This window comes from Mesorhizobium denitrificans (assembly GCF_003403035.1).
Taxonomy (GTDB): Bacteria; Pseudomonadota; Alphaproteobacteria; order Rhizobiales; family Rhizobiaceae; genus Mesorhizobium_G; species Mesorhizobium_G denitrificans.
The window spans coordinates 346,088-361,539 of record NZ_QURN01000001.1 but is presented as its reverse complement, the minus strand read 5'-3'; the positions used below and the strand labels follow the sequence as shown (position 1 = coordinate 361,539).

The window sequence follows — 15,452 nt, the reverse complement described above, 5'->3', positions numbered from 1 at the left end:
AAGGCCGCCAAGCGGCGGCCTTTCCGTTCAGTTCTCAGCCAACAATCAATATGGGCACTGATTGTCGCTCATGTAGTCGTGCACCTTGATCGTGCCCGCGATAATGTCGGCCTTCGCCTTATCCACCGCAGCGGTCATTTCAGGCGTTACGAGCGGCTTGTTGTTATCGTCCATGGCGACGCCAACGCCGTCTTCCTTAAGGCCAAGCACGTTGATGCCCGGCTTGAACGAACCGTCCTTCGCCGTGGTGAAAGCATCATAGACGGCGACATCGACCCGCTTGATCATCGAGGTCAGGATTTTGCCCGGCAGAAGACCGTTCTGGTTTGAATCGACGCCAATGCCAAGCTTTCCGGCATCAGCAGCAGCCTGCAAAACGCCCACGCCTGTGCCACCCGCAGCGGCGTAAATAACGTCAGCGCCCTGATCGATCTGCGATTTGGCGATCTCGCCGCCCTTTGTCGGATCATTCCAGGCGGCAGGCGTATCGCCCGTCATGTTCTGGATCACGTCGGTTGCGCCGGCAGCCTTAGCACCGCCAACATAGCCGCAGCCAAACTTGCGGATGAGCGGAATGTCCATGCCGCCGACGAAGCCCACTTTCTTGGACTTGGAAGCCATGCCTGCCATCACACCAGCAAGATAGGAGCCTTCTTCTTCCTTGAAAACAACGGAGCGCACATTCGGCTTGTCGACCACCATGTCGATGATAGCAAACTTGGTTTCAGGGAATTCGTCGGCGATCTTGGTGAGCGCATCCGACCACGAGAAGCCGACCATGACCACGGGGTTGCGGCCGTCTTCTGCGAAGCGGCGCAGGGCCTGTTCGCGCTGCGAAGCGTTGGAGACTTCAAACTCCACGTATGGAATGCCGCTTTCGGTCTTGAACTTCTCGGCGCCATTATAGGCTGCTTCGTTGAACGACTTGTCGAACTTGCCGCCGAGATCGAAAAGCAGTGCGGGCTGAATGTCCTCAGCAAAAGCAGAGGTAGCCATAGCGGTAGCGGCCAGAAGGCCGAGTACAAAACGTTTCATGTGATCCACACCCTGTCGGTTGTTCTTATTTGCCCATCGTGCAAGGCACGACCAAGCCTCGCGGATAGCACTTAGCCACCGCTTGGCCGCACCTTGGCACGGACATTGGCAAATTTCACGCGGAATTTTGACCCTCTGGAAAAATCCAGAGATGGGCGCAGAAAACGCCCAGCCATGAACTCATACCTCGACTTTTTGCGGAATGGCGCAGGAAACGCCCGTTCCCTTCAATCCACAATAGCCGTACGGATTCTTCGCGAGGTATTGCTGATGCTCTGCCTCGGCGAAATAGAACTCCGGGGCGGGAGCGATTTCCGTTGTGATCTTGCTCATCCCCGCTTTTTGCAGCGAGGCTTGATAGGCATCGCGAGAAGCGATTGCCGCGTCATACTGCGCTTCGCCAAATGTATAGATCGCGGAGCGGTAGGTCGTGCCAACGTCATTTCCTTGCCGCATGCCCTGCGTGGGATCATGCGCTTCCCAGAAGATTTTGAGCAGCGTGTCGTAGGAAACAACCGCAGGATCAAAAACGACCAGCACGACCTCGGCGTGACCGGTCAAGCCAGTGCAGGTTTCCTGATAGGTGGGGTTTGGCGTCATGCCGCCCGCATACCCCACCGCAGTGACCCAAACGCCGTCCGTCTGCCAGAAAAGGCGCTCAGCGCCCCAAAAGCAGCCCAGACCGAACATGGCGGTCTCCAGACCTTCCGGATATGGACCCTTCAAGGTCCGCTTCGACACATGGTGCTTGGCGGCTGTGGGGATTGGCTGTGAGCGGCCCGGCAGCGCTTCATTTGACTTCGGCAGTTGCAGTTTCTTGTTCAGCATATCGCTTAGAAAGAACATATCTTCGTCCTTCTCTTGTTTCTGAACAGCAATTCGCTGGATGTGTGCATATTGTTACGTCTATGCCCATTCGTCACGCAAATGTTCGGGCTTATGGCCGATCGCATAAAGCAAAAAGGCCAGCGTGCCCAACATCGCGAATCCCGGCAATTCCAAAACGGTTGTCAGGACCGGATCCCAAAGCCAGTTTGCTTTTGCCTGCATAAACGCCTGCAGTGACGCAAGCGATGCGGGGAACGTAGCGCTCCAGCTCTCGCCCAGAGGCGTCATAACCAGTGCGCCGGCGGCAACGGTGCGAGTCGCGTCCAGAACGCCCATTATAACAGCCCCGGCGAGTACAAGAGTCGCGAGCAGGCGAAAGAAAAATCGGATCATCGGCGCAATTCCATTGCGGAATAGATAAGGTTTTACGCCTCACACCGCAATCATGCACTTAATTGCTTAGGAAGGCTTGGCATTCCCGTTTGGATCGACTAGATGAGCCGCGCGCCGCTGATTTACTGCAGCGCAGACGGACAGGTGGCCGAGTGGTTGAAGGCGCACGCCTGGAACGCGTGTATAGGGGCAACTCTATCGAGGGTTCGAATCCCTCTCTGTCCGCCACTTCAGTCCCTGAGTGGGCACTGAGTTTACGCCGCTTTTTCCGGTAAGCGCCTGAAGCAGCCGGGTCTTCGATCCCATGATCCGAACCTCGCCGTCCGCGACCTCGACACGCTGGGCGAGCGCGCGCAGGTGGTCGCGGCGGTAGCCGCCGCCTTCGAGGCGGATGCGCTGGCGGGCTGTCTTGGCGAAGGTGAGGACCATTTGCGGTGTGATGGCCTTGGAGCCGGAGTTGTCGAGCATGGCCTGGGCGCGCTCGGCATCGGCCTTCGCCTGATCGCGGATAGCCTTCAGGCCGTCGATGCGGTCTTTCAGGGCCGGATCGTCGATGTCGGCCACGCCCGCCTCAATGGCGTCGTAGAGGCGTTTCAGGCGTAGTTCCGACTCGGACGCACGCTTGTTCAGTTCGGCGATGTGCTCGAGGCGGCGCTCGGATTGCTCCTGCCGCCGGTCGAGAACGCTGGCGAGGATGGTTTCCAGCCGCTCGGGCTGGAGAAGCTGGTCTTCGAGGTGACTGGCGACAAGATCGTCCAACTTCTCCATCGGCACCGCCATGCCCTCGCAGGCGGTCGGTCCCTGCCGGGCTTTCATCGAGCAGGCATAATAACGATAGCGCCCGCCCTTGCCGGTGCGGATGGTCATGGCCCCACCGCACTTGGCGCAATGGATCAGGCCGGTGAGCATGGTCGGGCCGCTGATGATGGCGGATGGCATGACCTTGGGATTGCGGGCCTTGAGCAACGCCTGCACCGCATCGAACATTTGCCGCTCGATGATCGGCGGCACCGGAACCGTCACGATCTCGCTGACGGGTTTCAGTTCCTTGGTCTTGCTGCGCTTGTTGAACTCGTGCTCGCCCATATAGGTGCGGCGGGTCAGGATGCGGTGAACCTGGCCGATGCCCCAGCGCCCGCCGTCGCGGGTGAAGATGCGGCGGCTGTTGAGGTAGGAGACGATGTTCTTGACGCCCATCTGGCCGGTCGTGCCGTCGCCTTCCAGCGCTAGCCGATAGATCAGCCGCACCGTGTCGGCGTGGAGCGGGTCGATCTCCAGCTTCTTCTTGGTCTTGGCCCCGCGCTGCTCGGCCGCGACGACGCGGTAGCCGATAGGGGGAAGCGAGCCGTTCCAGAAGCCTTGGCGGGCGTTCTCCTTCAAGGCCCGCATGACGTGCTTGGCGTTTTCCTTGGACTGGTATTCGTCGAACAGCGCCATGATCTGCCGCATCATGACGTGCATGGGGTCGTCCCCCATTTCCTGTGTGATCGAGACAAGCTTGACGCCGTTCTTCGCCAGCTTGCGGACGTAGAACTCAAGCTCGAAATGGTCGCGGAAGAAGCGGCTGAACGAATGAACCACGACGACATCGAAGGGTGCGGGCTTCGACGTGCCCGCCTCGATCATGCGCTGGAACTCGGGGCGGCGGTCGTTGGTGGCCGATGCGCCCGGCTCCACATAGGTCTCGACAAGCTGATAGCCGCGCGAGGCGCAATAGGCTTCGCCCTGCCGCTTCTGGTCAGGGATGGAGACATCATGCTCGGCCTGCCGCGCTGTCGAGACGCGCAGGTAAAGGGCGGCGCGCAGGGGGATTGTGGAGGCGGTCATGCCGGGTCTCCTTCGCCAGCCGCCTCGTCAGGCGACAACACGGCGACACCGAACGGCAGGAAATGCCTCGTGTTGCAGGTGACGACGACGAGTTCATGTGCTGCGGCGATGCCGGCGATCACGGCATCAGCCATGCCGGGGTCGTGGCCAGCTGCGAGCGCCTTAGCTTCCAGCCGTCCGCCGATTGCGGCGGCCTGCGCGTCGAAGCCAATGATCTTGTCATCGTATGTGGCGACGAGACCACCCAGCCATGCTTTCAGGCTCGCGGCCTTCGTCGTTGCCCCCTTGTGGTCGAGGAGCGCGATCCCCTTCTCGATCTCATGAATGGAGACAACCGACAGGAATAGCCGACCGTCGCCGTCCATGCGATCCAGCCAGGTGAGGAAGTCGGCTGACGCTTCCGCCTTCGACGGCGCCAGCATGGAGACGACGTTGGTGTCGAGAAGAAAGCCGCTCAAAGCTCGACATCTCGCGATGGCCGGCGATTACGCGGGAACTCTCCGCCTGGGAACGTTCTGAGATAGCTGACAAGGCCCGCCCGTTTGCGTTCGAGCGCCTTGCGCGCGATCTCCGCCGCCTCGACCGAAACCAGGGCCGCAACGGGCTTGCCATGACGGGTGATGGTCACGATCTCTCCTTTGACGGCCTCATCAACAAGCCTGGAAAATCCAGCCTTGGCGTCTCTAAGGTTGATGGTCAGCATGTTGCGCCTCCATATGTGGCCATACGTGACTACATGTAATCTATTGGAGGTCGCATTTCAACGCCGATTTCAAATCCCCGAGGCGGTCAGCCCTCGGGGCCGAACAGTTCATCGAACAGGTCGCCGAACCATTGCTCGAACACCTCGATCTCGGCCTCTGTGACCGGAACGGGGCGCGGCCAATCGTCGGTGACGATCCAGGTGGACAGGTCGTGCCTGGGCGGTCTGCCGGGAAACGGCCACGGATAGCCCAACAGCGTCTCAAGCTGCTCCGACGCCGTGGGCGGCCTGACGCACCGGGAGCGGGACAAAGCGCGATCAGACGCCATCGAGGCCACGCCCGCTTCCCGGTCGCCACGCCACGGGGTTGGCGACCCATCGGTCGATGTCGGATTCCCGCCAGCCCGCGCCGTTGACGCTGATCTTGATCTGGAGCGGGAACGTGCCCTCGGCGATCTTGCGGTAGATGGTGGACCGGGACAGGCCGGTGCGGTCGCGGACGGTGTTCATGCGGATGATACGGTCTGGTTGGCGCATGGCCGGATTGCCTCCTGCTGGCTATTCGTGGGACTGCCAGGACAGGCAAAGGCAAGGATTTATTGTTGTGCAATAGATAGTTAGTGGTCGTAGGGCTGTGGCGAAGAAGCGGCGGTAAATAGGATGGTTCTACAGCCCGAGACCCCGGCCCCGGCCAAGCCCGAACGTGAGGGTGAGGTCGCGGCCGACGCCCATCCCCGAATCGAATGAGATGCCGAGTTCGCGCTTGCGGCCCGCCAGAAGGGACTCCATCTGCGGGTCGCGTTCCAGGCTCATCGCCATGTTCCCCATCTCCGCGCGCGCGGCCCTGTGACCGGCATAGTCGCCCGCCGCATACCGTTCGTCGCTGGCCCTGTGGAGGCTCTGCCAGCGTTCCACGAAACGGTCGGCGCGGCGGGCCGGTTCGGTGCGCAGCTCGGTTTCCAGTTGCAGGGCGCGGATTGCGCGTCGGGCGTCCCCGGACGCCGCCTCCGCCGCAAGCTCCGGGTTTTTCCTATAGGCGGCTTCTGCATCGTGCGAGCCATACGGGCGTACCTCCTCGAACCGCTGGCGCGCCTCCTGCAATTCCCTGATCTGATCGGGGCTGGCCTTGTCGCCCTGGTCCTGCGCCGCGAAGATCGCATCCACGGCGCGGGCATGACGGACAAGCGCCCGGCCACGGGCGCGGCGCAATGCTGCCTCGGGGTCTTCCGCCGCCTTCCTTTCCGGCCTTTGCCCGCCCTCGGCGGCCGGGCGCAGACCGTCGAACATGCCGCGCACCTTCTCGGGAACCTGCTTGACGATCTCGACCACCCGCTCCACCCGTTCGCGGAAGGTGATGCCGCGCCGCTCGGCGTAGCTCTGTGCCGGCTCGTAATCTGACGCCATGTCCTTGGCGCGGTCGCGCGACAGGACGCCGACAAGCCGGTCCTGACTGGCGAAGTCGTCGCAGCCGTAATGCAGGTCCATACCGTCGCGGTGGCGCGACAGGGCGACATAGCTGCCGTGGGCGTCCATACCCGGTGTCGCCAGCACATGGGCGCGGTCCACGGTCATGCCCTGCGCCTTGTGGATCGTCGCCGCATAACCGTGGTCGATCTTGTTGTAGTCCTTCAGGTCGAACGCGACATCGCGGCCGTCATCGGTGCGCACGATCATGCTCTGGACGCTGACCTGCTCGACGGTTCCGAGCGTGCCGTTCTTCACGCCAAGGCCGCGCTCGTTTTGCAGGAACATGATGCGGTCGCCGGGTGCAAAGGTCCGCGCGCCCCGTTCGGCGGCGACATGCACGTCCGCGCCAAGTTCGCCTGCCTCGCGCATCCGTTGGCGGGCAGCTTCGTTCAACTCCCGCACCTCGGCATTGGTGTGGGTGAGGATCATGCGGGAGGCGTCCGGGCTGGCCTGCCGGTCACGGTCCCAACGGTCGATCAACTCGCCGCGCGCCTGTTCGCGTGACGCAGCCTCATGCACCATGCCATGTGTGTCATAGGCATGAATCGCGTCGCCGGTTCGGCGGGTCGCCAGGTCGCGCGTGGCGTCGCGCTGCCAGTCCTCACGCTGGCGTCGCACCTCGCCGATCTCTGCGCCGCCGTGGCGCTCGTGGATCGAGCGGAACGCCGCCCCCGCCTCGATGGATTGCAACTGCTGCGGATCGCCGACCAGCACCACCTTCGCGCCGGCGTCGGCGGCATGGGACAGCACCCGCTCCAACTGCCGCGTGCCGACCATGCCCGCCTCGTCGATTACCAGCACATCGCGAGACGCGAGCATGTCGCGGCCCTGCGACCAGCCATGTTCCATGCTGGCGATGGTGCGCGACGCAATGCCCGATCCGCCTTCCAGATTCTCGGCGGCGATACCGGACACGGCCGCGCCGCGCACGGTGTAACCGGCATCCTCCCAAGCCTCGCGCGCCACGCCGAGCATGGCGCTCTTTCCCGTCCCGGCATAGCCGACGACAATGCCGAGACCGCGCCCGTCCGTGACATGCGCCAGCGCCTCGGCCTGCTCGCCGGACAGGACGAGGCCGCGTGCTTCCGCGCGCGCCAACGCGGCTTCGCGGTCCCTGTCGTTCACCTCATGACGTTCCCGTTCCGCCACCATCGCGGCGGCGCGATGCAGGCGCTGTTCCGCTTCGATCATGTCGCTTGTGGTGAAGCGATCTTGCCCGGCATCGTCCTTGCCGAGTTCGACCAGATCGGGCGCGTTGCGCATCGCGCCCATCACCGCGTTGAACTGGTCGATCCCGTCGCTGTGCCGGTGCGCGAACATCGCCATGTCACGCCGGGTGAAGGTCGATTGCTGCTGCGTGATCGCGTCGAGAGCGGTGGAGGGATCGGCGACGATCCGCGCGCCATTCTCGCGAGCAATGCGCCGGTGATCCTCGGCGCGGTCAGCCTCGATCCCGGCAGCCTCGATGCGCTGCGCCGGTGCGCCGATCTTGGTCTGCGGCTCAAGACCGATGCCCTGCGCCTCAAGGCTGCGATGGTCGATCCGCGCGTCAATGTCGAGTTCGGCCAGGCGCTCGTTGACATGATCGGCCCAACGCTCGCGCCATTGCTCGACCAGCTCGGTGCGGTTCCAGTCCCGCGCCTTCGGGCCGAAACCGTTTTTGTCAACCGACCGCATGGTGAGCATGACATGGGCGTGGGGCTTCGGCATTCCGTCTTCGCCGATATCCCAATGCACGTTCACATCGGCGATCATGCCCTGATCGACAAATTCGGCTTGGGCAAAATCGCGGGCCAGTTCGACGCCCTGTGCCTGGGTCATTTCGCGCGGCAGGGCAAACTCCACCTCGCGGCAAAGCTGGGCGTCCTTTCGTTTCTCGAACGCCTCGACATCGTTCCAAAGCTTTTCGCGGTCGCGCCATTCCTCGGGCGCGTTCTCCGGCAGCATGACCTCGGAATGGACGACGCCCGGCTTGTTCGAGAAATCGTGGTCACGGTCCAGTCGATCATCGCGCAACCGCGCCCCTGATCGGTAGGCTGCGGCAGCGACCGCGCTGCGGCCCGCCGCGCGTCCGATGACCTGAACGGAGAAATGGTAGATCGCCATGGCGACCGACCAGATACTGCCCTCAAGCGTACGTCGGAACGACGTATAAGCGCGCCCTCGAAATGAATTTCTCGGGACGGTCCGCGACGTTCCACCCCGTCCCGGCAACCTTACAGCATTCCGGCCGACACGAAACTATCATCGCTCCATCGACTGCTTATGGAGGACATGATGCGGAAACCGAGAGACTTTGATGCGGAACTGAAGGCGCTGGAGGACAAGGCCAAAGACCTCAAGAACCGCAAGGTGCAGCAACTCGGCGAACTGGTGATCTCGACCGGAGCCGACGCGCTCACCGCCGATGAATTGGCTGGTGCGCTGATCGTGCTGGCCGAGACGAAGGACATTGCCAAACGGGAGGCGTGGGCGAAACGTGGGGCCGCGTTCTTTCAGAACCGGGCGCGGCGATCTGCGCCAGCGCCTGATCGCGACGCTGGCGGCGCTCAACCGCAACCGGACAGCACGCAATCGCCATCAGGCACAGCAGGCGCGGCATGACATGCGGACGTGGCAGGTCGAGCGCCGCAAGCGCACGCGCCATCTGATCGAACTCGGCGGTCTCGTCGTCAAAGCCGGGGTCGTTGACCTGGCCGGCGATGATCGCGCAACCATCTACGGCGCGCTGCTCTGGGCGGCCGAAAAGCTCCAGAGCGATGAGCGCGAGAAGGCGTTGGCGCTGTGGACCGCGAAGGGGAAGCAGGCGTTCGAGGCGGAACGCGCCAGCACGAATCTCACCGCCACGCAGGACCATCCCGATGAGGCGTGACCGATGGCGGGCGGATTATTGCGCAAATCTGCGTCTGGCAGCCTTCGTTGGGCGTGGGCGTACATGCCCGATAGGCTGCGTGCCCTCATTCCCAATCGGCCGATTTCAGACCAAGGCTGCGAGCGTTCTCCGAAACCGCGCGCCGCACGTTGTCGCCGACTCCATCTGGAAACTCGGCCGAGATTTCGACCACAAGGCGGACGGTCGCATTCGGATCGGATGTGAGCACCGACACGATTTCTTCGGCGATCTGCACTAGGCGCATTTTCGCGGTCGCGGGCGGAACCTCGGCTGAGCCGTAGAAGGTTTTCAGCTTTGCGGCGGCCGGTGCGGGCGGGATCGTCACCACCGCCGGCGATGCGCTCCCGCCATTGGAGATATAGCCACCAGGCCCCTCGGCTACGCCACTCGGTGTCGTGGCGGTGGTCGGCTCAACAGCAGGAGTCGCCGTTGGCCGGATTGCATCCTCATAGGCTTGAGCCGCTTGTGGCTCGATCAAAAGCAAGGTGTCGTCGAAGACGGCGTTGCCGCCACCGAGTGAAAATCCCTCAAACTTGCCGTCGGCCTCACCATAGGCGGTGCCGAAAAAGTCCTTGCTGGCAGCACCGGCACGGATCGCCTGCGCCAGAACATCCTTCGTCTTGAGGCGCGGCATGTAGAGATAGCGCAAGGTATCCTCGAAGAAGCTGGCCGCGTTCGCCGCGCAATGCCCGCTCTTCCAATAAAGCTCCTTGAGCTTGGTGCGCAGATGGATTGGCGACCAGGTAGCGATCACCAGTTCGTTGTCGCTGCAAACCCGCTCGATCTCGCCACCAAATGAGCCGCCGGTCGTGTTCAGGGCAAACGCCTCGATGCCCGGCTTGGGATCGGTCGGCGTATCCATCATCGGGCAGAGCAGCCATTTGTAGCATTCGCGGACCACGCGCGGCAGCGCATCCTCGGCACTCTTCAGTTCCTTCTCGGCCTGATTCTTCTGCAAGAGGTCGATGTTCAGGCGGCCTTCCTTCACATCCTCGACGATCGATCCCCACGCGAGCGCGGCGCGCGTTGCGTCGTTGAGCCGGGAAAGCGCGCCGTGATCGGGGGCGAGGAAGAGCAGCCGGTTGCTGCGATAGCGTGGCTTCGCACCGTTCTTGCCGATAGTCTCAAGCACCGCCTCAAAGGCGAGCCGGTGCTCTTCGCGGGCATACCAAGCCTCCGGCGGCAACACGACAAGCCGCAGGGCGCTATCGTCCGGCACGTCGCTATGCGGCGTGAAGGTATGCACGCCGTCGAAGGACGTGACATTGCCCACCGTCTTCTTCAAAGCGTCGGCGATCTTGCCGCGCACTTCCGTCCGGTCATCGAATCGGCGCTTCCTGTCCTCCATCTCCCGGCGCAGATTGGCGCGGGTGTCGAACCAGAAGCGGGTCGCATCCTGGCTCTTGTCGCCGGAGGCGTTGAGATAGTGCAGCCGGTCAGCGAGTCGGCCGAGCGCATCGGCATAGATGGACGCGGCCTGTCCCGGCTGAAGGCAGCCAAGAACGATGTGCGCCCGGTCGAGGCCGCGCGCAGCGACCTTGGACGCAACCGACGACGGGGCGCTGCCGAGAAAGATCGTGCGGGCAATACGCCGCGCGGCCGCCACCTGACCGAAGCGCGGCTCCTTGCTTTCCAGGGCCGTCGTCTCGGCACGGTCGCTGTCGATGTCCCGCTCGATCACCGCATCCCAGCCTGCCGGCAGATAGTAGGTCAGCTCGTTGCGGCTGCTGCTGTCATGGAGCGGCAGGCTGCCGGGCATGATGAGCAGGTCTTTGTTGTCGTCCTTCCACAGCCGGTAGATGACCTTCGCCATGAGCTTCAGGACGCCGCGCGTGCGCTGGAAGCCGTCGATGGTCGTCCAGTCCTCATAGAGGCGATCGAACACCTCCGGGTGGATCGGATAGGCGTGCAGCAGCCGCTCGAAATAGCGGCGCTCCTGCGTATCGGCCGGGAGCTTCACGCCCTCGGCGATATAGGCGTCGGCGAAGGCGCGGCACACGGCTTCGCGGGTCTTTTCGTCGCGCACCGGCTCAAACAGGCGGCGGCGAACAATCTCGAACGCCTCCTCGGTCGCCACCGGCTTCCAAAGCGCCTGCACGCGCCCGAAGGTCTTTTCGAGAGCCCGCAACGACGCCACGCCGCGCTGACTGCCCGCTTCAAGATCGGATTCCGGCAAGGAAGCGAGCACGAAGGCGCGCGGCACCAGCTTCACCGCTTCGGTGAGAGCCTGCACGAAGGACAGGTTGGAATCATAGCTGCCGCCGCTGATCGCCTGCGATTCCGGGAACTGGCGGATATAGGCGACCAACTCGTCGATCAACACGACGCATGGGGCGTGGCGCTCCAAAAGGTCGCGCAGCACGTCCTTGCCGGGGGACGTGCCGGTGGCATCCGCCTCGGCGACGAGCGCGAACGCTTCCGCGCCTCCGAGTTGCCATGCCATCTCGCCCCACAGGGTCTTGATCGTCTGGCTCCCGCGCTTCCACGGCTGGCCCGGGGCGTGCGCGGTGCCGTCCAGCACCGCGACGCGGGCCTGCGGCACATCCATCAAGCCCGCACGGTCGACTAGCGCGGGAATGCCGGCGAGATCCGACAAGGCGCATTTGCGGCTGGCCAGGTGATAGACGGCGAGCATGGTGTGCGTCTTGCCGCCGCCGAATGCGGTCTGAAGCTGCACGACCGGCTCGCCGCCTCGGCCGGCGAGGCGCTGCGCCACCTGCGTCAGCAGCATGGCCATGCCCTCGGTGATGAAGGTGCGGTCGAAGAACGCGCCCGCATCCTGATATTCGCGGCTGGCCCTTCCGGTGCTAACTGCCGTGATGTCGGCCGCGAACTCCGATTGCTGAAACGTGCCTTCCAGCACGTCCCGATGGGGTACAGCCACTTCTCTCCAGGGTTTCATCGCCGGCTCCCCCCTTCAACCAAACAGATCGCTTTGATGCGCCTTCGGCGCCGCAGTAGCGGCGGCCTCGATGGCGCTCCAGCTTGTTATGATTTCGTTGTATGCGCGGGCGTCCTCGGCCCAGCCCGCCCGTTCGCACAGCGTATAGAGACGATAAGCGAGCTGGCGCGTTGCCTCGGCTTTAGCCGCGACAACGGAAAGCACCTTGCCCGCTCCGGTTTCGCCATCCGCTTTGAAAACACGGATCAGATGATGCAGCACTTCCCAGACCGGCAGGCGGTCATCGGCAGCCGGGTTCCATTCGGACGGGTATTCACCCCACTTCAGCAGCCGAACAATGCCGCCTGCGGCAGAGATCACCCCGGCATGTTTAACACCGTCAACGCTAGTGCCTTTGGCACGCGCGAGCGTGTCGGCCTCACCGAAACGGCCTTCCTTCCAGCCATATTGCTCAAACCAGTGCAGGCAGAATTGCGTGTCGTGGTCGAAATCATCCTCAGCGAGGAAGCGATTGATCAACTCCAAGGCACTGCCAACTTTCATTGGCGTGCCATCCGCTTCCAGCACAGCGGCATATTTGGAGAAGACGGCCATGCCAGGACCAATGATAGCTTGTGATAAGTCCACCGGCGCAACTGGCGAGCGATCATCACCCGAGCCGCGCGTCATCTCATCGAGCGCCTCCGGCAGAATTTGATTCAACTCTCTGAGAAAGACTCTACGAGAAACGGACGGAGCCTCCTCCGGTCGCCTCTGGCAAACAAGGATAATGCTCGACGCTAGGACGTTCGTGCCAGACTTTAGCCCCTGGTCGCGCTCCGTCCGCATCGGCCATGTTCCGGTGACAGCAAGGCCAGACCGCAAAACGGCTTCTAAGAATGTTTCCCACCCAGTGCTGATGGTGCCGCCATCCGTTCGGGTCTCGGCCTGCTTGAACGCATAGTAAATTGTGATGGGAACAGCAGGATGAGAGCGACCTACGAGTCGCCGCATAGCTGTAGTCATTCCTTCCAAGAAAAAATTTTCAGCAGCTTTTTTCGTTCCATGCCTTGAAGAGCTTGCAACTAATTCATCCGCTTTTGGTGTTTCGCGAGTCGCAAATAGAGATGGAAAAACTTCTCTTAGAGAGGGTCGCAGCCAGACATAGAAAAAATCAGATAGATCGGCGTAGTTTATATTGTCGTAATATGGCGGATCTGTCGAAATCACCACAGGGCCATCAATAGGTGCCTGGCGCTGCGCGTCTGCCACAGCAGCAACACCTTGAGTTTTTGCAGAAAGGCTTGTTTGAATAACGCGGACAATCCAATCAATTGCGCCGCCCCAGTTACCTGTCGAACTGGAAAAGGGATTCGCCTCGGCATGGTCCCACACCATACGGATTGCTTGCCGCCCAAATGTTTGGACTATGAAATCTCCAGCCCACGGGGTAAACGACGACCAATAATTCGCACTCCTCCCGACCGCGAGCGCTATATAAGTGGCAATTGAATCGGCATAAGCGCATGATCCAGACCCACCACGTTCTAGCGATAGATAATCTTGCGGGATATTGGTCTTTGTAACGTCTCGAAGAACAATAGACCTGACTTCTTTCACAAGATCAGCAAAAGTCGTGAGAGCCACCAACTGGCGCTGGTCAAAAGCGTCACCCCAAGTCGGCATGCCGTACATCGGCAGTCGATCAACATCATGATTGGGCGTGGGTACCTTGAGATCCGGCTTCCAATTCGGGAACATGGAATTGGCCAGGTGTTCCATCTCCGCCGTAGGCTGGATATGTGTGCGGCCTGCGCTAGTCTCGGCTATCACGGCGAGAAGGCGGGTTCCCATGCGTCCAGCTTGCGCTTCGGCGCGAATATACTTTGCTTCGATTGGAACACCGGACATCAGGCAACGAAAATTCGAGCCGCCTAGCTTCGTCCCATCTGCGACCTCTCTCGGTATTTTTCCGAGTTTGACTGTGAAGTAATATTTATCTTCGATAATAACGGGCTGGATATAAGCCTCCTTCCCAGCCTTGCTCGATAGCACGAAGCTTGAGGTAAGAGGCACATCAACATGACTAAAGGCCGGGTTCGGGCTCTTTACAGTCCGGGCCCAAATCCACGCGATAACGGTCAGCTTCTGGCCAACAAACGGCTTTAGGTCCGCCCGTCCCGTCGTCATGTCCACCGTGATTTCGACCGGCGGATAAAGATGGCCGATGCGCTTCTGCGCTTCCTCACGCATCCATTGGCCATAATAGCGCACATCCTCCGCAAGGCCCTGCGCGCCCTTCCATTGCCGCCCGACAAGATCGCGACTGCTGGACGCTTCAGGATTCACCGGCGGCCGATCAGCAAATTTCGGCGGGATCTCGATCATAGCCTTGTTGATAAGCACAGCGACCGGATTGAGGTCGGAGGCATAGGATTCGAGGCCGAGCCGTTGCGCCTCCAAGGGCAACGCCCCGCCGCCCGCGAAGGGATCATGAAATGCGGGCAGTTTATCGGGATTGAACAGTTCAGTCGCCTGCGGGTGATCCCTGTTGAGGTCGCAGGTCTCGCGCCAAGACTTGCGAATTTCCGCGCGGGCCCTTTCCAGCACAGCTTCGTTGGTGGTGCTTTCCCACTTCACCAAATCCTTGATGATGGCGAAGAGTCGGTTGCGGCCGGCAGCCCAACTCGCCTTGATGTTGTTCGGCGGAATCTCGCCCGGATGCTCAAGCTCCCATTTCCACGACGGATCGTTGACCATTTGCGCGAAGATGACGGCGCGCGCGGCGGCCAGCGGTCGCCGCGCCCACCACAGATGCAGCGTGCTCGGATGCCCGTGCCGGATCGACTTCTCGCGCGCAGCAGCCTCGTTGATAGCATCCAACGGCAGCGCGACTTCGATCAGTTTGCGGGGTGACTTAATCTCGAATGTCACGATTCTGCTCCTTCCGCAGGAATTCTGCAAAATTCGGACATCTCGTCGATGATCTGTTTTGCTGGCTTTGATAAAATCAAAAAACTTTGAGGCGGGTTGTAATTTACAAGCTTATTTATTTCCCCCGTCTTCTTTGGATTCATCGCCAATTCAAATGACCCAATCCTATAACATCCTATAGAATTGCCATTTCCTACATAGGAAGAAATCTCTTTTTCTGAAAGTCCGATTTCATCGGCCAAATTAACAGCTTCGATCAGAGTAATACCGCAAGCACTGTTAATTTTTGCTCGCCCGCATATCGCTCCGATTGGGCTGTTCACATGGACATAAAGCCATTCGTAGGCGTCTTTGGGAATCCGCTTCCGAATAATGCAGCTTATCCGTCCGCTATTGAGGGCATCATGCCAACGAGAGTCGAAGGACACAATTATTGCACCCGATCTATCTTCGGCACTCGATGCCTTGGCGTCAGTAATAGTTCCACCCAT

The 15,452-nt window shown here is 61.4% G+C and carries 14 protein-coding genes, 1 tRNA gene and 1 pseudogene; 3 read left to right on the top strand and 13 right to left on the bottom strand.

Annotated elements, in window-relative coordinates; translation table 11 throughout:
- Positions 1-45 precede the first annotated feature (45 nt).
- The 3 genes from DY251_RS01670 to DY251_RS01660 all read right to left on the bottom strand — a co-directional run bounded on the left by DY251_RS01670 (position 46) and on the right by DY251_RS01660 (position 2,256).
- Positions 46-1,035, bottom strand: coding sequence for a BMP family lipoprotein (locus DY251_RS01670; RefSeq protein ID WP_116622085.1), 990 nt, complete (start codon positions 1,033-1,035; stop codon positions 46-48).
- Between the two features lie 180 nt (positions 1,036-1,215).
- Positions 1,216-1,881 (bottom strand): peptide-methionine (S)-S-oxide reductase MsrA, encoded by a 666-nt coding sequence (gene msrA / locus DY251_RS01665; RefSeq protein ID WP_116622084.1) that lies wholly within the window; start codon positions 1,879-1,881, stop codon positions 1,216-1,218.
- A gap of 60 nt (positions 1,882-1,941) precedes the next feature.
- Positions 1,942-2,256, bottom strand: a complete 315-nt coding sequence (locus tag DY251_RS01660) for a hypothetical protein (protein WP_116622083.1) — start codon at positions 2,254-2,256, stop codon at positions 1,942-1,944.
- A 138-nt stretch (positions 2,257-2,394) separates the two neighbouring features.
- Here DY251_RS01660 and DY251_RS01655 point away from each other — a divergent pair.
- A tRNA-Ser gene (locus DY251_RS01655) sits at positions 2,395-2,484 on the top strand.
- Here the strand turns inward: DY251_RS01655 and DY251_RS01650 are convergent.
- The 6 genes from DY251_RS01650 to traA form a co-directional block, all read right to left on the bottom strand.
- Positions 2,452-4,083 (bottom strand): recombinase family protein, encoded by a 1,632-nt coding sequence (locus DY251_RS01650; protein WP_116622082.1) that lies wholly within the window; start codon positions 4,081-4,083, stop codon positions 2,452-2,454. The genes DY251_RS01655 and DY251_RS01650 overlap by 33 nt on opposite strands.
- Complete coding sequence (locus DY251_RS01645) at positions 4,080-4,541, bottom strand: type II toxin-antitoxin system VapC family toxin (RefSeq protein WP_116622081.1); 462 nt, start codon at positions 4,539-4,541, stop codon at positions 4,080-4,082. Before DY251_RS01645 ends, DY251_RS01650 begins: the two co-directional genes overlap by 4 nt.
- On the bottom strand, positions 4,538-4,786 hold the full coding sequence (locus DY251_RS01640) for a type II toxin-antitoxin system Phd/YefM family antitoxin (RefSeq protein ID WP_116622080.1): 249 nt from the start codon (positions 4,784-4,786) through the stop codon (positions 4,538-4,540). Before DY251_RS01640 ends, DY251_RS01645 begins: the two co-directional genes overlap by 4 nt.
- Before the next feature lie 86 nt (positions 4,787-4,872).
- Entirely contained in the window at positions 4,873-5,097 is a 225-nt protein-coding gene (locus DY251_RS21555) for a hypothetical protein (RefSeq protein ID WP_245415813.1), read from the bottom strand.
- 7 nt (positions 5,098-5,104) lie between these two features.
- On the bottom strand, positions 5,105-5,323 hold the full coding sequence (locus DY251_RS01630; RefSeq protein ID WP_116622079.1) for a helix-turn-helix transcriptional regulator: 219 nt from the start codon (positions 5,321-5,323) through the stop codon (positions 5,105-5,107).
- A 129-nt stretch (positions 5,324-5,452) separates the two neighbouring features.
- Complete coding sequence (traA, locus tag DY251_RS01625) at positions 5,453-8,359, bottom strand: Ti-type conjugative transfer relaxase TraA (protein ID WP_116622078.1); 2,907 nt, start codon at positions 8,357-8,359, stop codon at positions 5,453-5,455.
- A gap of 171 nt (positions 8,360-8,530) precedes the next feature.
- Here traA and DY251_RS01620 point away from each other — a divergent pair, with 171 nt between their 5' ends.
- Positions 8,531-8,857 (top strand): conjugal transfer protein TraD, encoded by a 327-nt coding sequence (locus tag DY251_RS01620; protein WP_199498753.1) that lies wholly within the window; start codon positions 8,531-8,533, stop codon positions 8,855-8,857.
- Position 8,858: 1 nt separating this feature from the next.
- Positions 8,859-9,125 carry a conjugal transfer protein TraD gene (locus DY251_RS01615; protein ID WP_116622076.1) on the top strand — a complete coding sequence of 89 codons (267 nt, stop codon included), beginning with the start codon at positions 8,859-8,861 and terminating at the stop codon, positions 9,123-9,125.
- A gap of 85 nt (positions 9,126-9,210) precedes the next feature.
- On the opposite strand, the gene DY251_RS01610 is transcribed toward DY251_RS01615, so the two are convergent.
- The 4 genes and pseudogenes from DY251_RS01610 to DY251_RS21220 all read right to left on the bottom strand — a co-directional run bounded on the left by DY251_RS01610 (position 9,211) and on the right by DY251_RS21220 (position 15,452).
- Entirely contained in the window at positions 9,211-12,048 is a 2,838-nt protein-coding gene (locus tag DY251_RS01610; protein WP_116622075.1) for an ATP-binding protein, read from the bottom strand.
- 15 nt (positions 12,049-12,063) lie between these two features.
- Complete coding sequence (locus DY251_RS01605) at positions 12,064-14,280, bottom strand: DUF1156 domain-containing protein (protein ID WP_245415830.1); 2,217 nt, start codon at positions 14,278-14,280, stop codon at positions 12,064-12,066.
- A 462-nt stretch (positions 14,281-14,742) separates the two neighbouring features.
- Positions 14,743-14,961: pseudogene (locus DY251_RS21715) on the bottom strand (DUF1156 domain-containing protein); the annotation flags it as partial.
- Positions 14,958-15,452 carry a hypothetical protein gene (locus DY251_RS21220; RefSeq protein ID WP_147307411.1) on the bottom strand — a complete coding sequence of 165 codons (495 nt, stop codon included), beginning with the start codon at positions 15,450-15,452 and terminating at the stop codon, positions 14,958-14,960. The pseudogene DY251_RS21715 and the gene DY251_RS21220, both read right to left, overlap by 4 nt.

Coding starts and splice junctions, on each gene's coding strand:
- DY251_RS01660 (WP_116622083.1), bottom strand. CDS start 2,256: ATGATCCGATTTTTCTTTCGCCTGCTCGCGACTCTTGTACTCGCCGGG.
- DY251_RS01615 (WP_116622076.1), top strand. CDS start 8,859: ATGCGGACGTGGCAGGTCGAGCGCCGCAAGCGCACGCGCCATCTGATC.
- msrA (WP_116622084.1), bottom strand. CDS start 1,881: ATGTTCTTTCTAAGCGATATGCTGAACAAGAAACTGCAACTGCCGAAG.
- DY251_RS01605 (WP_245415830.1), bottom strand. CDS start 14,280: ATGCGTGAGGAAGCGCAGAAGCGCATCGGCCATCTTTATCCGCCGGTC.
- DY251_RS01620 (WP_199498753.1), top strand. CDS start 8,531: ATGCGGAAACCGAGAGACTTTGATGCGGAACTGAAGGCGCTGGAGGAC.
- DY251_RS01650 (WP_116622082.1), bottom strand. CDS start 4,083: ATGACCGCCTCCACAATCCCCCTGCGCGCCGCCCTTTACCTGCGCGTC.
- DY251_RS01610 (WP_116622075.1), bottom strand. CDS start 12,048: ATGAAACCCTGGAGAGAAGTGGCTGTACCCCATCGGGACGTGCTGGAA.
- traA (WP_116622078.1), bottom strand. CDS start 8,359: ATGGCGATCTACCATTTCTCCGTTCAGGTCATCGGACGCGCGGCGGGC.
- DY251_RS01640 (WP_116622080.1), bottom strand. CDS start 4,786: ATGCTGACCATCAACCTTAGAGACGCCAAGGCTGGATTTTCCAGGCTT.
- DY251_RS01670 (WP_116622085.1), bottom strand. CDS start 1,035: ATGAAACGTTTTGTACTCGGCCTTCTGGCCGCTACCGCTATGGCTACC.
- DY251_RS01630 (WP_116622079.1), bottom strand. CDS start 5,323: ATGCGCCAACCAGACCGTATCATCCGCATGAACACCGTCCGCGACCGC.
- DY251_RS21220 (WP_147307411.1), bottom strand. CDS start 15,452: ATGGGTGGAACTATTACTGACGCCAAGGCATCGAGTGCCGAAGATAGA.